The organism is Pseudomonas sp. TH49 (assembly GCF_016650625.1).
Lineage (GTDB): Bacteria > Pseudomonadota > Gammaproteobacteria > Pseudomonadales > Pseudomonadaceae > Aquipseudomonas > Aquipseudomonas fluorescens_H.
Genome location: NZ_JAEKFL010000001.1, coordinates 1,523,857 through 1,543,667, shown reverse-complemented (window position 1 = coordinate 1,543,667; position 19,811 = coordinate 1,523,857). Strand labels below are relative to the sequence as shown.

The following is a 19,811-nucleotide window of genomic DNA, read 5'->3' as shown; positions in this document are numbered from 1 at the left end:
TTAGCCGCGCGCGGCAGCGATCTTGATCAGCTTGGCGTAGTAGAACCCGTCATGCCCGCCCTGCTGGGCCAGCAATTGGCGACCATGGGGCTGTTTGATCCCGGCCGTGGTGGCCAGATCCAGCTCGCGGGCACCGGGCGTGCGCTCGAGGAACGCGGCAATGACTTCGGTGTTCTCGGTGGGCAAGGTCGAGCAAGTGGCGTAGAGCAGGATGCCGCCGACTTCGAGGGTTTTCCACAGGGCGTCGAGGAGCTCGTCTTGCAGCAGCGCGAGGGCGGCGATGTCGTCGGCCTGACGGGTCAGTTTGATGTCCGGATGGCGGCGGATCACGCCGGTGGCCGAGCATGGCGCGTCGAGCAGGATGCGCTGGAACGGTTTGCCGTCCCACCACGCGGCGGTATCGCGACCGTCGGCAGCGATCAGTTCGGCGCTCAGGCCCAGCCGCTCAAGGTTCTCCTTTACGCGCACCAGACGTTTGGCTTCCAGATCCACCGCCACCACGCCGGCCAGCGCCGGTTCGGCTTCAAGGATGTGGCAGGTCTTGCCACCGGGGGCGCAGCAGGCGTCGAGCACTCGCTGGCCCGGGGCCAGATCGAGCAGATCGGCGGCCAGTTGCGCGGCTTCGTCCTGCACACTGATCCAGCCTTCGGCAAACCCCGGCAGGCTGCGTACATCGGCGGCGGTTTCAAGGACGATGCCGTCGCGGCTATAGACGCAGGGCGTGGCAACGATGCCGGCGTCGCTGAGCAAGCCGAGGTAGGCGTCGCGGCTGTGATGCCGGCGGTTGACGCGCAGGATCATCGGCGGGTGCGCGTTGTTTGCGGCGCAGATCGCTTCCCATTGCTCCGGCCAGAAGGCTTTCAGGGATTTTTGCAGCCACCGCGGGTGGGCGGTGCGCACCACCGGATCGCGCTCCAGCTCGGCAAAAATCGTCTCGCTTTCGCGCTGGGCATTACGCAGCACGGCGTTGAGCAGACCCTTGGCCCAGGGCTTTTTCAGCTTGTCGGCGCAACCGACGGTTTCGCCGATGGCCGCGTGCGGCGGCACGCGGGTGTAGAGCAGTTGATAGAGACCGACCAGCAGCAGCGCCTCGACATCGGCGTCGGCAGCCTTGAACGGCTTCTGCAGAAGCTTTTCCGCCAGCGCCGACAGCCGTGGCTGCCAGCGCGCGGTGCCGAACGCCAGATCCTGGGTGAAGCCGCGATCACGGTCTTCGACCTTGTCCAGTTGCGTCGGCAGGGAGCTGTTCAACGAAGCCTTGCCGCTGAGGACGGCAGCGAGTGCCTTGGCGGCAGCCAGACGCGGGTTCATTGCGCGTCCACCACGGCGCCGAGCACGGTACCGACGGCGAATTTCTCGCGACGGCTGTTGAACAGGTCGCTGAAGTTCAGCGCCTTGCCGCCGGGCAGTTGCAGACGGGTCAGGCACAACGCCTGCTCACCGCACGCGACGATCAGGCCGTCCTTGCTGGCGCTGAGGATTGCACCCGGTGCGCCTTTGCCGTCAGCCAGGGTCGCGGCCAGTACTTTCAGCGCTTCACCGTTGAGGGTGCTGTGGGTAATCGGCCATGGATTGAAGGCGCGTACCAGACGCTCCAGCTCAACCGCCGGACGGCTCCAGTCGAGGCGCGCTTCGTCCTTGTTCAGTTTGTGGGCGTAGGTGGCGAACTCGTCGTTCTGTACTTCGCCTTCGAGGGTTCCGGCGGCCAGGCCGGCAATCGCCTGGACCACGGCGGGCGGGCCCATTTCGGCGAGACGGTCGTGCAGCGTGCCGCCCGTGTCGTCGGCGCTGATCGGGGTCACGACCTTGAGCAGCATCGGCCCGGTGTCGAGGCCGGCTTCCATGCGCATCACGGTCACGCCGCTTTCGGCATCACCGTGTTCCACGGCGCGCTGGATCGGCGCCGCACCGCGCCAGCGTGGCAGCAGGGAGGCGTGGCTGTTGATGCAGCCCAGACGCGGAATATCCAGCACCGCTTGCGGCAGGATCAGGCCGTAGGCAACCACCACCATCAAGTCCGGTTTCAGCGCGGCCAGCTCGGCTTGAGCGTCAGCGTTGCGCAGGGTCGGCGGCTGCAACACCTGGATATTATTTTCCAGGGCCAACTGTTTGACCGGGCTCGGCATCAGTTTTTGCCCGCGACCGGCCGGACGATCCGGTTGGGTGTAGACCGCAACGATCTCGTAAGGGCTGTTCAGCAGGGCCTTGAGGTGTTCGGCGGCAAATTCCGGGGTACCGGCAAAAACGATGCGCAGTGGCTCAGTCATGAAGGGCGTCTCATAAAAAGAAAAAGGCTTGCCGCAGCAAGCCTTTGAAGGAGGGCATCAAGCGTTCTGGCGATGCAGCTTTTCCAGTTTCTTCTTGATCCGGTCGCGTTTGAGCGTGGACAGGTAATCGACGAACAACTTGCCGTTGAGGTGGTCGCATTCGTGCTGGATGCACACCGCGAGCAGGCCTTCGGCGATCAGTTCGTAAGGCTGGCCGTCGCGGTCCAGCGCCTTGATCTTGACCTTCTGCGGGCGGTCGACGTTTTCGTAGAAACCCGGCACCGAGAGGCAGCCTTCCTGGTACTGATCCATCTCGTCGGTCAGCGATTCGAACTCGGGGTTGATGAACACCCGGGGTTCGGTGCGGTCTTCGGAAAGGTCCATCACGACGATACGTTTGTGCACGTTGACCTGGGTCGCGGCGAGGCCGATGCCCGGCGCTTCATACATTGTTTCAAACATGTCATCGACCAACTGACGCACTTCGTCGTCCACTACAGCCACAGGCTTGGCGATAGTACGCAGACGCGGGTCCGGGAATTCGAGGATGTTTAAAATGGCCATAGGCTGATTGCTGCACGTATTGAGTAAAGTCGGGTCGATGGCCTGGCAGGTCCGAAGATGCAGGCTACCGTTGTGAAGCGTAGCTAATGCAATTTGCAGTAGCGAGCCACGGGGGCTCTGACGGTTCACGCGAACGCACATGATAAAGGGATTCGCTGCATGAGGAAAACACTACTCGCCCTGCTGCTTCTGGTCTCGGCCGGCGTGGCGCAAGGGCAAGTGCAACTCAGGGATGGTTTTCCACAGCAATACACGGTGGTTTCGGGAGACACACTCTGGGACATTTCCGGCAAATACCTGCGCGAGCCCTGGCAATGGCCACAGCTGTGGCGGGCCAACCCGCAAATTGAAAACCCCAACCTGATCTATCCCGGCGACACGCTGACGCTGAGTTATGTCGACGGTCAGCCTCGACTGACCGTCAATCGCGGCGAGTCGCGCGGCACCATCAAACTGTCGCCACGCATCCGCACCAGCCCGGTGGCCGAGGCGATCCCGAGCATTCCGCTGAAATCGATCAACGCCTTTCTGCTGAGCAACCGCATCGTCGACAAGGTCGAGGACTTCGACAAGGCACCCTATATCGTCGCCGGCGATGCGGAGCGGGTGCTTTCCGGCACCGGCGACCGGATTTATGCCCGTGGCCATTTCGACCCCAGTCAGCCGGTGTACGGCATCTTCCGCCAGGGCAAGGTCTACACCGACCCGCAGACCAAGGAGTTCCTGGGGATCAATGCCGATGACGTTGGCGGCGGCGAAATCGTTGCCACCGAAGGCGATGTCGCCACCCTCGCCCTGCAACGCACCACGCAGGAAGTGCGCCTCGGCGACCGTTTGTTCAGCGGCGAAGAGCGCTCGATCAATTCGACCTTCATGCCCAGCGCCCCGAGCACCAACATCAACGGCGTGATCATCGACGTGCCGCGCGGCGTCACGCAGATCGGCGTGATGGACGTGGTCACCCTGAACAAGGGCCAGCGCGACGGCCTGGTCGAAGGCAACGTTCTGGCAGTGATGAAAACCGGGGAAACCGTACGTGACCGGGTAACCGGCCAGCCGTTGAAAATCCCCGACGAACGTGCCGGTTTGCTGATGGTGTTCCGCACCTACGAAAAAATCAGCTATGGCCTGGTACTCAACGCATCGCGCTCGCTGGCGGTGCTCGACAAGGTACGAAATCCTTAGCTGGCTTCACAAGTTACCAACAGAGTTATCCACAGCTTGTTCCGAATGGTTCGGGACTTATAACGATCAAGGATGATCCACGATGCTGTCTGCCTGTACGCCGGTTTCCCCTGCGGAACTGGAAGCGCGTTTGCGCCTGCACCGCTTGCCGGAAATCGGTCCGAAACGTTTTGCCAAACTGCTTGAAGCCTTCGGCTCGGCTTCAAAAGCCCTGAGCGCGCCGGCCAATGCCTGGCGTGCGCTGGGATTGCCGGCGGCGTCGGCCGAGGCCCGGCGCAGCCCCGAAGTGCGCGACGGCGCCAGCCATGCATTGCGCTGGCTAGAGCGGCCCGGCCAGCACCTATTGCTGTTGGATCAGGCGGATTATCCGGCGCTGCTGGCGCAGATCCCTGACCCACCACCGCTGTTGTTTGTTGCGGGCGACCCGCTGATTCTGGAAAAACCGCAACTGGCGATGGTCGGCAGTCGCAGTGCTTCACGCCCGGGAATGGACACCGCTGCAGCATTTTCCCGCAGCCTCGCCGGGGCCGGTTTTGTCATCACCAGTGGCTTGGCGCTGGGCATCGATGCAGCTGCCCATCAGGCGGCGCTGGACGTCGGCGGGCAAACCGTCGGCGTGCTCGGCACCGGCCTGGAAAAGTTTTATCCACAGCGCAATCGCCGACTGGCCGACGCGATGATTGCCTCGGGCAGCGCGGTGCTTTCGGAGTTTCCACTGGACGCCGGTCCGACGGCGAGCAACTTCCCCAGACGCAATCGGATCATCAGCGGTTTGTCCCTCGGTGTGCTGGTGGTCGAAGCGAGTGTTGCCAGCGGTTCGCTGATCACTGCCAGGCTGGCGGCAGAGCAGGGCCGCGAGGTGTACGCGATTCCAGGCTCGATCCATCACCCTGGCGCACGCGGCTGTCACCAGTTGATCCGCGACGGTGCGGTGCTGGTCGAAACCATCGAACACATCCTCGAAGCCCTGCGCGGCTGGCAGCATGTGCCGTTATCCACAGAGACGCCGGATGCCGGGCACCCCTTGCTGCGCCTGCTGCACGCGGCGCCGCACACCAGCGAAGCCTTGGTCGACAGCAGCGGCTGGGCGTTGCCCAAAGTTCTCGCGGCACTCACCGAGCTGGAAATGGAAGGCCGGGCAGTGTGTGAAAACGGTCGCTGGCAGGCCAGGACACGCTAGGTTTTACAGGGAAGATCGGTAAACTGCGCAAAACCTGTTTGCGGAGAGTTTTTTCATGGTCAACAGTTGGCGTGTGCAGCAAGCCGCACGAGAGATTCGCGCCGGGGCGGTGATTGCCTATCCAACCGAAGCCGTCTGGGGGCTGGGTTGCGACCCGTGGAACGAAGAGGCAGTGGATCGTCTGCTGGCGATCAAGAACCGTTCGGTGGACAAGGGCCTGATCCTGGTCGCCGACAACATTCGCCAGTTCGACTTCCTGTTCGAAGACTTCCCGCAAGAGTGGCTCGACCGCATGGCCAGTACCTGGCCGGGGCCGAACACCTGGCTGGTGCCGCATCAAAACCTGCTGCCGGAGTGGGTGACGGGCGTGCATGACACGGTGGCGCTGCGGGTCAGCGATCATCCGCAGGTGCGGGATCTGTGCTCGATGGTCGGGCCGCTGATCTCCACCTCGGCGAACCCGCAAGGACGGCCGGCGGCGCGCACGCGGTTGCGCGTCGAGCAGTATTTCCGTGGGCAGATCGACCTGATCCTCGGCGGGCAACTGGGCGGGCGCAAGAACCCCAGCGTGATCCGTGATCTGGCGACCGGCAAGGTCATTCGTCCCGACTGATCCTGGCTCGAAAACCTTTACGTGAGTCCTCTTCGCCTTGATGGCGAGGAGGACTACGCGTACCTGCGATTTGTCCTGCAATGACGCCCGTTTCTATGTCGGAAAAGTCGCCAAGTACCCGGATTCATTGAGTTTTCCCACCGGATTATCAGACTTTCTGGCGTGGCGGAATCGCCAAAAGCAACCATCCTTTCCCTGCACTCGAAATACTTCGATAAGTTAAGGTCTGCGGAGAAAGAATGGACACTACGAATTTGCAACTCACGGATTATCTGCAGGCGCTTCAGGTGACGTTAAAGAGTCACCATGAGGGTTGCCGTATCGTGATGCTTGAAGCGGGGGCGGATACTCAGGAGTTCGACCGGTTTGTCGATCGGCAATTTCGACTCCGGCTGCAGCATTACATGCTGACTTCACGGGCGCGGATGCTCGAAACCAGACTGGCGATAAAGTCGCGAAGTACCCACTTTCTGCTGTATCGGCACGATCAACTGTTGGCAGTATTGAGGGCGACTCCGGCGCCGTTCGAATGGGTATCGCTGGCGCAGCAACACGTTTCGCCCACGGTGGCGCTGTCGCGCCATGTCGAATTCAGTCGCTTGATTTCGTACACGCCCAATCAACTGCCCATCGCGATCAACGGTCTGTTGGCGGCCGCTACCGAGTGGGCGATAAAACGCGGCTATCAGGGGGTGACCGCGTTGTGCAGATCGCAACAACTGCGCTTTTATCAGCGTTTCGGCCTGATGCCGATCGCCTCCAATGCGCTGCATATCGACCAGCGCGCACGCGGCGATTATTGGGTGTTGTCAGCCGAGTGGCGGCAAATCCTCGCGGCGGTTCAACAGCCCGATCACGCGACGGTTGGCCACATGGTGCAAAAACCGTTGGAGTCTCCTCTGCCGAGGTGCTGAACGCGTTCGAACTGTCTTGCCAGCCGTGGGTTCGCAACCCTGACTGGCAAGATGCCGAAGGTTGATCAGGGCAGCAGGATGGTCGAGCCGGTGGTGCGCCGCGCCGACAGTTCGGTCTGCGCCTTTGCCGCGTCAGCCAGTGGATAACGCTGGCTGATGTCCACCTTGATCTTGCCGCTGATGATCATCTCGAACAGCTCGTCGGCCATGCGCTGCAGGTTTTCGGCGTTGTTGGCGTAGGTCGCCAGGGTCGGGCGGGTCACGTACAGCGAGCCCTTGGCCGAAAGAATCCCCAGGTTCACCCCGTCCACCGCACCGGAGGCATTGCCGAAACTCACCACCAGCCCGCGCGGCGAGACGCTGTCGAGCGAGGTCAGCCAGGTGTCCTTGCCGACGCCGTCGTACACCACCGGGACTTTCTTGCCGTCGGTCAGCTCCAGCACCCGCTGTGCCACGTTTTCGTGACTGTAATCGATGGTTGCCCAGGCGCCGTTGGCTTTGGCCAGTTCGGCTTTTTCCTTGGAGCTGACGGTGCCGATCAGTTTCACGCCCAGGGCCTTGGCCCATTGGCAGGCCAGCGAACCGACGCCCCCGGCGGCGGCATGGAACAGAATGGTTTCGCCACCCTTGAGTTCATAGGTCTGGCGCAGCAGGTACTGCACGGTCAGGCCCTTGAGCATGACCCCGGCGGCGGTTTCGAAGCTGATCTCGTCCGGCAGTTTCACCAGGTTGGCCTCGGGCAGCACGTGCAACTCGCTGTAGGCACCCAATGGGCCGCTGCCATACGCCACGCGATCACCGACCTTGAACCGGGTGACTTCACTGCCCACGGCATCGACGATACCCGCGCCTTCAGCGCCCAGACCCGATGGTAGCGCCGGTGGCGCATAGAGACCGCTGCGGAAATAGGTGTCGATGAAGTTCAGGCCGATGGCTTTGTTGGCCACTCGCACCTGTTGCGGGCCGGGGGCGGCGGGCTGGTAATCGACATACTCGAGTACTTCGGGTCCGCCGTGGGCGCGGAACTGGATACGCTTTGCCATCTGCCTACTCCTTGGGTCGTTTTGCGAGGCCCCTATCCAACTCCCCTGCTTGATCTTCGTCAACTGCGGCGCTCGGGTCTGCGGTGTTATGCTACGCGCCCATTTGCGCCGCCCCCTGCCTGCGGGGCGCCCGCGTAGTGATGCCCCTGATTCAAGGTGAAGCCATGACGACCCGCACCGACGCCGTAAAGGCCTATCTGCTCGACCTGCAAGACCGCATCTGCGCCGCGCTGGAAACCGAAGACGGCGGCACGCGCTTCGTCGAAGACGCCTGGACCCGGCCTGCCGGCGGTGGCGGTCGTACTCGCGTGATCGAGAACGGTACGGTGATCGAAAAGGGCGGCGTCAACTTTTCCCACGTGTTCGGCAGCGGCCTGCCACCGTCGGCCAGCGCCCACCGTCCGGAACTGGCCGGTCGCGGTTTCGAAGCCCTCGGCGTGTCGCTGGTGATCCATCCGCACAACCCGCATGTGCCGACGTCCCACGCCAACGTGCGCTTTTTCATCGCCGAGAAGGAAGGTGAAGAGCCGGTCTGGTGGTTCGGCGGCGGCTTCGACCTGACTCCGTATTACGGCAACGAAGAAGACTGCATCCACTGGCACCGCGTCGCCGAACAGGCCTGCGCGCCGTTTGGTGCGGACGTCTACCCGCGCTACAAGGCGTGGTGCGACATCTACTTCCACATCAAGCATCGCCACGAACCGCGCGGCATCGGCGGCCTGTTTTTCGATGACCTGAACGAGTGGGACTTCGACACCAGTTTCGCCTTCATGCGCGCTATCGGTGACGCTTACATCGATGCGTACCTGCCCATCGTGCAGCGCCGCAAGAACGATGCGTTCACCGCGAAACAGCGTGAATTCCAGGAATTCCGCCGTGGCCGCTACGTCGAGTTCAACCTGGTCTACGACCGTGGCACGCTGTTCGGCCTGCAATCGGGCGGGCGTACCGAGTCGATCCTCATGTCGCTGCCGCCGCAAGTGCGCTGGGCCTATGACTTCAAGGCCGAGCCCGGCAGTGAAGAAGCGCGCCTGACCGACTACTTCCTGCAAGACCGCGACTGGCTGGCCGAGGCCTGAGGACTGCTGATGGATCGTTACGTCGTTTTCGGTAACCCGATCGGCCACAGCAAGTCGCCGATGATTCACAAACTGTTCGCCGAGCAGACCGGCCAGCGCCTCGACTACAGCACCCTGCTGGCGCCACTCGACGACTTTACTCACTGCGCCATGGCGTTCTTCCAGGACGGTCGCGGCGCCAACGTCACTGTGCCGTTCAAGGAAGAAGCCTTCCGCCTGGCGAACAGCCTGACCGCCCGTGCGCAACGCGCTGGTGCGGTGAACACCCTGAGCAAACTGGCCGACGGCTCGTTGCTCGGTGACAACACCGATGGCGCCGGACTGGTGCGCGACCTGTCGGTGAATGCCGGGTTCAGCCTGACCGGCAAGCGCATCCTGCTGCTCGGCGCTGGCGGCGCGGTGCGTGGCGCGCTGGAGCCGTTGCTGGCCGAGAAGCCGGCATCGGTGATCATCGCCAATCGCACGGTGGACAAGGCCGAGCTGCTGGCGGAGTTGTTCGGTGATCTGGGGCCGGTGTCGGCCAGTGGTTTCGACTGGTTGCAGGAGCCGGTGGACGTGATCATCAACGCCACCTCCGCCAGTCTGACCGGCGATGTACCGCCGATTGCGCCGAGCCTGATCGAACCGGGCCAGACCCTGTGCTACGACATGATGTACGGCAAGGAACCGACCGCGTTCTGCCGCTGGGCCAGCGAGCATGGCGCGGCGGTGTCGATGGATGGTCTGGGGATGCTGGCTGAACAGGCTGCCGAGGCATTTTTCCTGTGGCGCGGGGTGCGTCCGGATACGGCGCCGGTGCTCGCCGAACTACGCCGCCAGTTGGCCCTTTAAAAGCTTCGCGAGCAAGCCCGCTCCCACATTGGAATGCGATCAAATGTGGGAGCGGGCTTGCTCGCGAATGGCCGCACCGCCGATTCTGGATCAATCCTCAAACCGGATCGGGCATTTCTCCGGCCCTTCCAGCTTTCTCAACTCCTCCACCACCTGCGGCCGCGCCCGGCGCAGGGTCAGGCTGCGATCCTGACGCAGCAGGCGCCGCGCCTCCTGATGCAGCATTTCCACCCCCGAATAATCGATGAAGTTGATCTGCTGCGCCTCGATCACCACCCGCGTGCCGTGCAGCCGTTGCAGGCGCACTTGCAGGTAATGGCTGGCGCCGAAGAAGATCGAGCCGCCAACCCGCAACACATCCTCCTCACCCTCGCGCCAGTGCTGTACCCGTGGTTGCGAGGTGCGCTTGAGGTAGAAGAACAGCGACGCCAGCACCCCGGCGTAGATTGCCGTCTGCAATTCCAGCAATAGCGTGGCGAGGCAGGTCAGGGCCATGACCACGAACTCGGCGCGGCTGACCCGCAGCAGCGAACGAATCCCGCGATGATCCACCAGCCCCCAGGCGATCAGCAGAATGCTTCCGGCCATCGCCGGAATGGGAATGTGTGAAATCAGCCCGGCGCCGAAAATCGCGAACAGCGCGACCCAGATCGCCGAAAACACCCCGGCCAGCGGCGAACAGGCACCGGCCTCGTAGCTCAGACCTGAGCGGGTGAACGAGCCGGCGGACAACGAACCGGAAAAGAACGCCCCGACGATGTTCGATAGACCCTGCGCACGGACTTCCTGATTGGCATCGAGCAACTGCTGGGAGCGCGCGGCAATCGAACGGGCAATCGACAGACTCGTCACCAGCCCGAGCATGCCCACCGCCACGGCGCTCGGCAGCAAGCGCAGCACCAGATCCAGATCCAGCGGCAACGCGCTGAACGGCGGCAAGCGCCCGACAAAGGCGCTGACCCGATGCACGTGGCCGAACATCGTCGGCCACAGCCACACCAGCAGGCTGCCGAGCACCAGGGTGATCAACAGGGTCGGCCAGCGCGGCAGCAATTGTCTGAGCACGAAACCGACCACCACCGTGGCCACGCCCAATACCAATGAAGGTTTATCCACAGCCTGCAGGTGCTGCAGCAGATCCATCAGGCTGTCCAGCGCCGTGGCTTTGGCCGGCAGATCCAGCCCCAGCAGATTCGGCAACTGGCCGATGGCAATCACCACCGCTGCGCCGAGGGTGAAGCCGAGCACCACCGAATGCGAGACGAAATTCACCAGCGCACCGAAGCGCAGCAGGCCGAGCAGCCACTGAAAAATCCCCGCCAGAAAGCTCAACAGCAGGATCAGGGTGATGTAGTCCTGGGACGCGGGCACGGCCAAGGGGCTGACGCTGGCATACAGCACAATCGAAATCGCTGCGGTCGGGCCGCAGATCAGATGCCACGAGGAACCCCACAGGCAGGCGATCAGCACCGGGATGATCGCGGCATAGAGGCCGTATTCCGGTGGCAGGCCGGCGATCAGCGCGTAGGCGATCGACTGTGGCAGCGCGAGAATGGCACCGCTCAGGCCAACGACCAGATCCCGGCCGACGCTGGCGCAGGTTTGCCGGGGCAGCCATGTCAGGAAGGGGAAGAGTGAGTGGCGACTGGGCAGGGCCATGGGTTCTCGTGGTGTGTGGGTTTATGCAAGGTTATCAGGACGCGCCAATCACTGTGGCGAGGGGATTTATCCCCGATGGGCTGCGAAGCGGCCCCAAAACCGACGGTCTCGGTGAGTCAGGTATACCGAGTGCATAGATTTTGCGACTGCTGCGCAGCCGATCGGGGATAAATCCCCTCGCCACGGGTAAGTTGTCGTCAAGTAGAAAGCGTTAGAGCTTGGCCTTCACCGCAGGCAACGCATCCTTGCCATCCACGGTCTTCACCCCATCCAGCCACTTGTCCAGCACCGCCGGATTGGCTTTGATCCATGCCTTCACCGCATCGGCATTGCTGACTTTCTTGTTCACCACCTCAGCCATGATGCTGTTCTCCATGTCCTGGGTGAACGCCAGGTTGGTCAGCAACTTGCCCACATTCGGACAGGCCTCGGCGTAGCCCTTGCGCGTGAGGGTATAGACGCTGCCGGTGTCGCCGAAATACTTCTCGCCGCCCTTGAGGTAATGCATCTTCAGCTGCACGTTCATCGGGTGCGGGGTCCAGCCGAGGAAGGTGACGAATTTCTGTTTCTTCACCGCCCGCGAGACTTCGGCGAGCATCGCCTGTTCGCTGGATTCGATCAGCTTCCACTGGCCGAGGTCGAAGTCGTTCTTCTTGATGATTTCCTGCAGCGAAATGTTCGCTGGCGCACCGGAACCGATGCCGTAGATCTTCTTGTCGAACTTGTCGGCGTATTTGTTCAGGTCGGCAAAGTTATGCACACCGGCGTCCCACACATAATCCGGGACGGCCAGGGTGAACTCGGTGCCATCGAGGTTCTTCGCCAGTTGCGTGACGTCACCGGTGGCGACGAACTTGTCGTAGAAGCCCTGCTGCGCCGGCATCCAGTTGCCGAGGAACACATCCACCTGACCGTCCTTCAAACCACCGAAGGTGATCGGCACCGCGAGGGTGTCAACCTTGGCCTTGTAGCCCATGCCGTCCAGCAGAAACCCGGCGATGGCGTTGGTCGCGGCGATGTCGCTCCAGCCCGGGTCGGCCATTTTCACTGTTTCGCAGCTTTGTTCGGCGAATGCCGAGGCGCTGGCCAGAGCCAGCAGGCCAATCGTCAGTGCTGTGGATAACTTGCGCATGGACTTCCCCTTACATTATTGGTTTTGGCAGGGTTGTGGATAACGGGCCTTGCGTTCCAGATCGTCGAGGTCGATGTGGTTGCGCATGTACTGCTGACTGGCGTCCACCAGCGGCTGGTGATCCCAGCTCTTCAGCTTGCCGATGGTCAGGGCATCGGCAACAAAACGCCGGCGTCGCTGGCTGGCGAGCACCTCGCGGTGAATCGCCGGGATGTCCCACTTGGCCCGCGCTTCGGCGAGAAAATCGTCGAACAGCTGGCGATGTTGCGGCGAATGGCTGAGTTCTTCGAGTTCACGCGGATCATTGTGCACATCGAAGAGTAGGCACGGATCGCTTTCACTGTAGATAAATTTGTAGGCGCCGCGACGGATCATCATCAGCGGGCTGACCGTGCCCTCCGCCATGTACTCGCCGAACACCTCGTCATGCCCGCCCTGCCCTTGCAGGTGCGTCAGCAGCGAGCGGCCGTCCAGCGGCAAGTTCGGCTCCAGGCTGCCGCCGGCCAGTTCGACGAAGGTCGGCAACAGATCAGCGGTGGACACCGCAGCGCTGACCCGGCCGGCAGCGAACTGCCCCGGAGCGCTGATCAACAGCGGCACCCGCGCAGCCATCTCGAACCAGTGCATTTTGTACCAGAGGCCTTTCTCGCCAAGCATGTCGCCGTGGTCGCCGGAGAACACGATGATGGTGTCGTCGATCAGCCCGGTATCCTCGAGGGTTTGCAGGAGTTTGCCGACGTTGGCGTCGATATAGCTGCACGCGCCGAAATAGGCGCGGCGCGCGTCGCGAATTTTATCCACAGGCAGCGGTTTGTCCCACAGGTCGTAGACCTTGAGCAGGCGTTGCGAGTGTGGATCGAGGGAATGTTGCTCCGGAGTGCTCGGCAACGGGATGTCACCGTCGTCGTACAAATCCCAGAACGCCTTGGGAATCGTGTACGGGTCGTGTGGGTGAGTCATCGAAACGGTCAGGCAGAACGGCTGATCACCGTCCTCGCGAATGTGATCGAACAGGTATTGCTGGGCCTTGAACACCACCTCTTCGTCGAAGTCGAGCTGGTTGGTGCGTACGCACGGCCCCGCCTGCAGCACCGACGACATGTTGTGATACCAGCTCGGGCGCACGTCCGGCTCGTCCCAGTTCACCGCCCAGCCGTAATCGGCCGGGTAGATGTCGCTGGTCAGGCGCTCTTCGTAGCCGTGCAATTGATCCGGGCCGCAGAAATGCATCTTGCCCGACAGCGCGGTGCGGTAGCCGAGGCGGCGCAGGTAATGGGCGTAGGTCGGAATGTCGGCGGGGAAATCGGCGGCGTTGTCGTAGGCGCCGATCTTGCTCGGCAACTGACCGCTGACCAGGGTAAAGCGCGACGGCGCGCACAGCGGACTGTTGCAATAAGCGGCGTCGAACACCACGCCCTGAGCGGCGAGGCGCGAAAGATTCGGCAGTTTGATCGGCGACGGGCCGTAGATCGGCAACATTGGCGCGGCCATTTGATCGGCCATGATGAAAAGAATGTTCTTGCGCTTCATGTGATCGCGGCATTCCATAGTGAATATTTATGCGACATTGCTGCGATCGAGCATGGAGTCCATGCCCTGTCAGGTAAAGCCCGCGCCGGACAATGACTAGGATAAGCACAGCTTATGTATGAAGCCCTCGGCAATCTGTCCCTCGACCTGTTGCGCGCCTTCGAGGCGGCGGCCCGTCACCGCAGCTTTACCGCGGCGGCGGTGGAGCTGGGCACCACGCAGCCAGCGATCAGCCAGCAGATCAAGCGTCTGGAAGAACAACTGGGCGCACGACTGTTTGACCGGATCTACCGCGGCATCGAACTGACCGAGGGCGGGACGATTCTGTTCGAGCAGGTTCAGCTCGGTTTGCAGAACATCGACGCAGGATTGAGTGCGATCAGCGCGCAACAGCAACATGAGGTGTTGCAGGTCGCCACCGACTTCGCCTTCGCCGCCTACTGGCTGATGCCGCGCCTGCATCGCTTCCACGAAGCCAATCCGAATGTCGACGTCAGCCTGGTCACCAGCGAGCGCAACCACAACATGCTGCGCACCGACATTGATGTTGCGGTGCTGTTTGGAGACGGGCGCTTCAAGCAGGGCGAAAGCCATTGGCTGTTCAGCGAAGAAGTGTTTCCCGTATGCAGTCCGCAATTGCTCAAGGAGCGTGCCCTGCCCTTGCCTGCTCAGGCATTGCTGGAGTTGCCGCTGCTGCACCTGCGCGGGGAGAACAGCAGCAACTGGTTTGACTGGAGCGGGTTGTTTCGCGAACTGGGCATCAGTACCCCGCCAGCACCGGGCCAATTGCGTTTCGACAATTACACCTTGTTGATTCAAGCGGCGATTGGCGGTCAGGGTGTGGCCATCGGCTGGCGCCACCTTGTGGATAACTTGCTGAGCCAAGGCTTGCTCTGTCGGCCAATCGCCGAGACCACGTTGTCGCGTCTGGGGTATTACGTGGTGCTGCCGCAACGCAAACGCCGGGGCGCGTTGATTCAGCAGTTTGTCGATTGGTTGATGGCGGAACAGGCCAGCAGCGCCGAATCTCTCGCCGGGTTAGCGTTACCGTCGATTGCGGTTTGAACGCTCAGCCAGTTGCGGCGACAAAATTCACATGTTGCCCCACATGCAGGTTCAATCGCAGCTCATCGGCAATCCCCACCGCGACCCGGTTCAGCCGTTCCAGCGGCTCCGCCAGCCCCGGCTCCAGATTGCCGCCCACCTGACTGAAATGCTCAATGGTCAGCCCCGCCACCCCGTGGGGCGCATTCACCAGTGTCCACTGCAGCGGGCTGCTTTGCAGGGCTTCGCGGATTTCTTCGGCGGCGTGGCGTTGCAGCCCGTCGTCCAGCTCCGGCTCGTCGAGCACGGCAAAATTCCCCACCAGGAACAGCCGTGGCACGTTGGCCGCCTGCAAGCCGTCGACCAATGCATCGACCGCCAGCACCTGTTCCACCGGGCCGAGTACCACGGACCTTTCCACATGGTCGCTGCTGAACGGCAACCCCGGAGCATCCAGCAGACAGATCACCGCCGAACTGCCCGCTACGCTTTGCTTGACCCGCTCGGCATCGAACAGATCGCCGCTTTTGGTGCGCAGGCCGGGACGTGGCGCGAGTACGTTCAAATCGTCGAGAATCGCGATGACTTCGTGCTGCCGTCGCAGCAATTCAGCCATCAACGCACCGCCGAGGCTGGCCATGGCACCATAGAGCACCACTTTCACCGTCGGGGTTTCGGCATTTTTCATGGCTGAGCTCCTGTTCCTGTCATATGGCGTGTGACCTACAGGAAACGGCGAGGGTTCGAATTCGATTCAGAGGCTTTCAAATGCACACGATCAAGGGCTACCACGCCCATATTTATTACGACGCCAGCACGATTGCTCAGGCCCGGGCCTTGTGCGAACAGGCCGCGCAGTTGTTTCCAGTGCAGATGGGCCGGATGCACGAACGTCCGGTCGGCCCACACCCGGACTGGAGCTGCCAGTTGGCTTTTGGCCCGCAGCTGATCGGCGATCTGTTGCCGTGGCTGGCGCTCAATCGCAAGGGGCTGGTGGTGTTTTTGCACCCGGATACCGGCGATGACTTGCTCGATCACACCGAGCATGCGATCTGGATGGGGGCGATGCGTCCGCTGGATCTGTCTATTTTCTGATCAAAGGGTTTCTTCAGGCTCGCCCGGCAGATGCTCGTCCAGATGCAGCCAAGGCAATTGGCTGTCGGTCCAGATGTGCCGCTCGGCCGGCGCCCGCTCCGGGTGATCCAGCGTGGCGATGGTCACATCGATGCTCTCGGGACTGAGCAATGTCACCAGCGCCAGCTGCGCGCCACAACGCGGACAGAAATACCGCGCGCAACTGCCCGACGAGTCATAGCGCGAAGGCGTCCCCGCCAGCCAATGAAAGCTGGCTGCCGGAACCGTGATCCAGGTGGTGACGATTCCACCGCTGACCTTGCGGCAGATCGAGCAGTGGCAGTGGGCAATGTCCTGCAATGGCCCGCTGAACCGATAGCGGATATGTCCGCAATGGCAGCCGCCGCTGTGCGATAAAGTCATCGCCTGCCCTCTTAGTTAACTTATCAGATTCCTGGCCCGTGCCATTTCGTCATTAATGACGACGACTGAGCCCGGTTTTAGCCCGAGAGTCTTCGCTAAAGAGCTCATTGCCTTATTCAGCGCGTCACGTAGTCCGATCATCCATTCCTTTGGAAATTGGTTTATGACCAGAATGCATTTTATGGCGCAGTTTGAGAGATCAAGATTCAAGAAACCTGCTGGAAGGTGTTCATCACTGTGAGGGTGCCGCCTAAGGCAGGCCGCAAGCGTCAATTGCACTGAGTTGGTGAATTTTTGCCTGATCTCTTCTACGAATACTTCGGTCTGCCGAGGAGCACTTGATTTTGCCTCTACAAACCAGACTTCCTGAGGTTTGTCCTGAAGATCGCGAAGTAGAACAAACTCAGTGACCTTGATGCCGTTTCCTATTTTTTTGGACAGTGGACTGTTTTCGATCGGAAAAAGCTGATCCTCTGAAAACGGCCCGAAAATCATCCCTGATTCTTCGATTGAAATAGTCATCCCAGAGCCAGCTCCACTTCCTCTTCATAAAGACGAATGGACTCATCGACGATGGGGTTGTCCGGCATACCTTTGAGAAGATCATCACCGAGCCATTCGCCGTCAATTGACGAGAGAACAGGGATAGACATGTTCTGTTTTTGCGCCGCGAGATACAGCGCTTTAATGACGAAATACGAGTGGCTGGCAATGAAAAACTGAATCCCGCTTGCGGCCAGAGACACAATGATATCGACGAGCCTGGTGATGGCTACCGGATGCAAGGCCGACTCGGGTTCGTCGATGAATACCATGGAATCTTTGGTCAGGAATCGATTGCCCAGCAAGGTGTCGAGAATGGCAATTTTCTTGATGCCCTCAGCAGTAGAGCCAATCTGGAACTTCTGATTGCCTTTTTTGAATTGCCAGCGATTTGTACTGCTGTCGAATTCCACCTTGCCGCCGAACATCTCCTCCAGATTCTCCCTGGCCTTTGCGAAATGAGCGTGATTTTTTCCTTTCGTCGGTAGGAGGCGGAGTGCTTTCGCCAGATCGTAATAGGTGTCGTCGAAACCGAAGTCTTTATCGATGTCACGGCTTTTCAGAATAATGTGTTGCAGGGAAAGTACTTCCTTGGGAGGAAGAAATATTGAGTTGCTGCCTCGTGGAGGGACGTGATTTTCTAACGTGGCAATGTTCTTTGTCGTGTCTTTGCCGAATCCGTACCGAAACGCTCGAGAGTCAACGTTGACCTTGCACATCAACGGACCGTCTGCACTTTTTGTTACCAGGTCGCCAATCTTGTCTGCCTGAAACGTCCAGTAAAGTTTGTCTGCCAGTATCTCCGCGGCGGAACGTTGTTCATTTCCACGCTGGTACTCTTCGAGCGTGCGCATCGTGCAGTAAAGCGCTTTGAGCAAAAACGTCTTGCCGCTGCTGTTTGCTCCGATAATCAGATTCAAGTTTGAGAGCTTGCCCCAGCGGATTTTTTGTAGCGGGCCGAAATTATCTAATTCAACGCTATTAAGCATTGGTTGGAGCTCCTCTCAAACATTGCAGTGGCGCAAGCCTAGCATTGCGTTTCCCTTCCATACAGCGGGTGAAGACGCTCCCTCAGAAACTACAGAAAGGTCTTACGACGTTCATCGTTGTATCTGCTTCCAGTTGCATGAAAGTGGCCGCGCCTCTCGTCAGACCTTTCATCCGCGAAAGGTAGCTGAAAGGTTGCCCGATTAGGATCGCCGCCACTACCGGCAACAGACCGGTTGGCCAGCGCGTGTGATCGCTCGCACGTCAGGCCCAATTAACAACAACAATGGTGATCTGATGTCCTCTGTAACCCGCCTCTTCGCTGTCACTCCGCCCGTACGTCTCGTGCTTCCCGTTCTGCGCTGATCCCTTTCCGATCCGCTCACTTCACTCGCCGCGCTACGCCTGGAGTATTCCCATGCTGACTTTCCTTGGCTTTGCCATGGTCATCACGTTCATGTTCCTGATCATGACCAAGCGCCTGTCTGCGCTGATCGCCCTGATCATCATCCCGATCCTGTTCGCCCTGTTCGGTGGTTTCGCGCCGAAGATTGGCCCGATGATGCTCGAAGGTATTACCAAGCTTGCGCCGACTGGCGTGATGCTGATGTTCGCCATTCTGTACTTCGCCCTGATGATCGACTCCGGCCTGTTCGACCCGGCCGTGCGCAAGATCCTCAAACTGGTCAAGGGCGACCCGCTGAAAGTTTCGGTCGGTACCGCCGTGCTGGCGCTCGTCGTTTCCCTTGATGGTGACGGCGCGACCACTTACATGATCTGCGTGGCCGCCATGCTGCCGCTGTACAGCCGCATCGGCATGAGCCCGCGGATCATGGCCGGTCTGATCATCCTCGCCGGTGGCGTGATGAACATGACCCCGTGGGGCGGCCCGACCGCGCGTGCCGCCAGTGCGCTGCATGTCGACCCGTCGGACATCTTCGTGCCGATGATCCCGGCCATGGCCGCCGGTGTGGTGGCGATCCTGATCATTGCCTACTTCTACGGCAAACGTGAGCGTGCGCGTCTGGGCGAGCTGCACCTGATCGGCGACGAAATCGATCACAGTGAAATCAGCGTGTCGCAATTCCCCGATGCCCGCCGTCCGAAGCTGATCTGGTTCAACGGCCTGCTGACCCTGGCGCTGATGTGCACCCTGATCGCCGGCCTGCTGCCGCTGCCGGTGTTGTTCATGGTGGCGTTCAGCATCGCGATGATCGTCAATTACCCGTGCCTGCAAATGCAGAAGGACCGCGTTGCGGCCCACGCCGGCAGCGTGCTGTCGGTGGTCAGTCTGATTTTCGCTGCGGGTATCTTCACCGGTATCCTGTCCGGAACCGGCATGGTCGACGCCATGTCGAAAAGTCTGCTGGCAGTGATTCCGGACTTCCTCGGCCCGTACCTGGCGGTGATCACGGCGCTGGTGAGCATGCCGTTCACGTTCTTCATGTCGAACGACGCGTTCTACTACGGCGTGTTGCCGGTGCTCTCCGAAGCGGCCAGCCATTACGGCATCACCGCAGTGGAAATGGCCCGTGCCTCGATCGTCGGTCAGCCCGTCCACTTGCTCAGCCCGCTGGTGCCGTCGACCTACCTGCTGGTGGCGCTGGCCGGTATCGAGTTCGGTGATCACCAACGTTTCACCCTGAAGTGGGCAGTGCTGGTGTGCCTGTGCATACTGGTGGCCGCCTTGCTGCTGGGGACTTTCCCGCTGTTCAGCACGTTGTAACGGCATTCACTCACCAT

The 19,811-nt window shown here is 61.0% G+C and carries 20 protein-coding genes; 9 read left to right on the top strand and 11 right to left on the bottom strand.

The genetic code is table 11. The annotated features are described in order from the left end of the window. The 3 genes from rsmB to def are packed head-to-tail and all read right to left on the bottom strand — an operon-like array spanning window position 1 to window position 2,831. On the bottom strand, window positions 1–1,311 hold the full coding sequence (rsmB, locus tag JFU48_RS06995; RefSeq protein WP_201136172.1) for a 16S rRNA (cytosine(967)-C(5))-methyltransferase RsmB: 1,311 nt from the start codon (window positions 1,309–1,311) through the stop codon (window positions 1–3). After that, window positions 1,308–2,267 carry a methionyl-tRNA formyltransferase gene (fmt, locus tag JFU48_RS06990; protein WP_103521331.1) on the bottom strand — a complete coding sequence of 320 codons (960 nt, stop codon included), beginning with the start codon at window positions 2,265–2,267 and terminating at the stop codon, window positions 1,308–1,310. Before fmt ends, rsmB begins: the two co-directional genes overlap by 4 nt. A 57-nt stretch (window positions 2,268–2,324) precedes the next feature. After that, window positions 2,325–2,831, bottom strand: coding sequence for a peptide deformylase (gene def, locus JFU48_RS06985; protein ID WP_027610272.1), 507 nt, complete (start codon window positions 2,829–2,831; stop codon window positions 2,325–2,327). Between the two features lie 159 nt (window positions 2,832–2,990). Between def and JFU48_RS06980 the strand changes: the two genes are divergently transcribed. From JFU48_RS06980 to JFU48_RS06965, 4 genes are all read left to right on the top strand, one after another. Beyond that, window positions 2,991–4,016 (top strand): LysM peptidoglycan-binding domain-containing protein, encoded by a 1,026-nt coding sequence (locus tag JFU48_RS06980; RefSeq protein WP_003220240.1) that lies wholly within the window; start codon window positions 2,991–2,993, stop codon window positions 4,014–4,016. Between the two features lie 82 nt (window positions 4,017–4,098). Next, a complete protein-coding gene (gene dprA, locus JFU48_RS06975) occupies window positions 4,099–5,196 on the top strand; it encodes a DNA-processing protein DprA (RefSeq protein WP_201136171.1) in 1,098 nt (365 codons plus the stop codon). A gap of 55 nt (window positions 5,197–5,251) precedes the next feature. Then, entirely contained in the window at window positions 5,252–5,809 is a 558-nt protein-coding gene (locus tag JFU48_RS06970) for an L-threonylcarbamoyladenylate synthase (protein WP_003220243.1), read from the top strand. Window positions 5,810–6,048: 239 nt separating this feature from the next. After that, window positions 6,049–6,723 carry a hypothetical protein gene (locus tag JFU48_RS06965; RefSeq protein WP_201136170.1) on the top strand — a complete coding sequence of 225 codons (675 nt, stop codon included), beginning with the start codon at window positions 6,049–6,051 and terminating at the stop codon, window positions 6,721–6,723. Between the two features lie 65 nt (window positions 6,724–6,788). Here JFU48_RS06965 and JFU48_RS06960 read toward each other — a convergent pair whose 3' ends face one another. Beyond that, window positions 6,789–7,766, bottom strand: a complete 978-nt coding sequence (locus JFU48_RS06960) for an NADPH:quinone reductase (protein ID WP_103521328.1) — start codon at window positions 7,764–7,766, stop codon at window positions 6,789–6,791. A 164-nt stretch (window positions 7,767–7,930) separates the two neighbouring features. Here JFU48_RS06960 and hemF point away from each other — a divergent pair, with 164 nt between their 5' ends. Together hemF and aroE are read left to right on the top strand one after the other, a co-directional pair. Further along, a complete protein-coding gene (gene hemF / locus JFU48_RS06955) occupies window positions 7,931–8,845 on the top strand; it encodes an oxygen-dependent coproporphyrinogen oxidase (protein ID WP_201136169.1) in 915 nt (304 codons plus the stop codon). A gap of 9 nt (window positions 8,846–8,854) precedes the next feature. Beyond that, complete coding sequence (aroE, locus tag JFU48_RS06950; RefSeq protein ID WP_201136168.1) at window positions 8,855–9,676, top strand: shikimate dehydrogenase; 822 nt, start codon at window positions 8,855–8,857, stop codon at window positions 9,674–9,676. A gap of 90 nt (window positions 9,677–9,766) precedes the next feature. On the opposite strand, the gene JFU48_RS06945 is transcribed toward aroE, so the two are convergent. From JFU48_RS06945 to betC, 3 genes are all read right to left on the bottom strand, one after another. Then, window positions 9,767–11,335, bottom strand: a complete 1,569-nt coding sequence (locus tag JFU48_RS06945; protein WP_201136167.1) for a SulP family inorganic anion transporter — start codon at window positions 11,333–11,335, stop codon at window positions 9,767–9,769. A 211-nt stretch (window positions 11,336–11,546) separates the two neighbouring features. After that, window positions 11,547–12,467, bottom strand: a complete 921-nt coding sequence (gene choX, locus JFU48_RS06940; RefSeq protein WP_201136166.1) for a choline ABC transporter substrate-binding protein — start codon at window positions 12,465–12,467, stop codon at window positions 11,547–11,549. 15 nt (window positions 12,468–12,482) lie between these two features. Then, window positions 12,483–13,997 (bottom strand): choline-sulfatase, encoded by a 1,515-nt coding sequence (gene betC, locus JFU48_RS06935; RefSeq protein WP_201136165.1) that lies wholly within the window; start codon window positions 13,995–13,997, stop codon window positions 12,483–12,485. Window positions 13,998–14,111: 114 nt separating this feature from the next. On the opposite strand from betC, the gene JFU48_RS06930 reads away from it, so the two are divergent. Then, on the top strand, window positions 14,112–15,062 hold the full coding sequence (locus tag JFU48_RS06930) for a choline sulfate utilization transcriptional regulator (RefSeq protein WP_201136164.1): 951 nt from the start codon (window positions 14,112–14,114) through the stop codon (window positions 15,060–15,062). Window positions 15,063–15,066: 4 nt separating this feature from the next. Here the strand turns inward: JFU48_RS06930 and JFU48_RS06925 are convergent, their stop codons facing one another. Continuing rightward, window positions 15,067–15,729: an NAD(P)-dependent oxidoreductase gene (locus JFU48_RS06925; protein ID WP_201136163.1), complete on the bottom strand. Its 663-nt coding sequence runs from the start codon at window positions 15,727–15,729 to the stop codon at window positions 15,067–15,069. Between the two features lie 80 nt (window positions 15,730–15,809). Here JFU48_RS06925 and JFU48_RS06920 point away from each other — a divergent pair, with 80 nt between their 5' ends. Further along, on the top strand, window positions 15,810–16,136 hold the full coding sequence (locus JFU48_RS06920) for a DOPA 4,5-dioxygenase family protein (protein ID WP_103522039.1): 327 nt from the start codon (window positions 15,810–15,812) through the stop codon (window positions 16,134–16,136). Here the strand turns inward: JFU48_RS06920 and JFU48_RS06915 are convergent, their stop codons facing one another. Genes JFU48_RS06915 through JFU48_RS06905 form a run of 3 tightly spaced genes read right to left on the bottom strand, consistent with a single transcriptional unit; the run spans window position 16,137 to window position 18,070 of the window. Continuing rightward, entirely contained in the window at window positions 16,137–16,538 is a 402-nt protein-coding gene (locus JFU48_RS06915) for a GFA family protein (protein ID WP_201136162.1), read from the bottom strand. 15 nt (window positions 16,539–16,553) lie between these two features. Continuing rightward, window positions 16,554–17,060 (bottom strand): hypothetical protein, encoded by a 507-nt coding sequence (locus JFU48_RS06910; RefSeq protein WP_103483982.1) that lies wholly within the window; start codon window positions 17,058–17,060, stop codon window positions 16,554–16,556. Continuing rightward, window positions 17,057–18,070, bottom strand: a complete 1,014-nt coding sequence (locus tag JFU48_RS06905) for an AAA family ATPase (RefSeq protein WP_201136160.1) — start codon at window positions 18,068–18,070, stop codon at window positions 17,057–17,059. The genes JFU48_RS06910 and JFU48_RS06905 overlap by 4 nt, the downstream gene beginning before the upstream one ends. 416 nt (window positions 18,071–18,486) lie before the next feature. Between JFU48_RS06905 and JFU48_RS06900 the strand changes: the two genes are divergently transcribed. Continuing rightward, window positions 18,487–19,794, top strand: a complete 1,308-nt coding sequence (locus JFU48_RS06900) for a CitMHS family transporter (RefSeq protein WP_007954069.1) — start codon at window positions 18,487–18,489, stop codon at window positions 19,792–19,794. Window positions 19,795–19,811 lie beyond the last annotated feature (17 nt).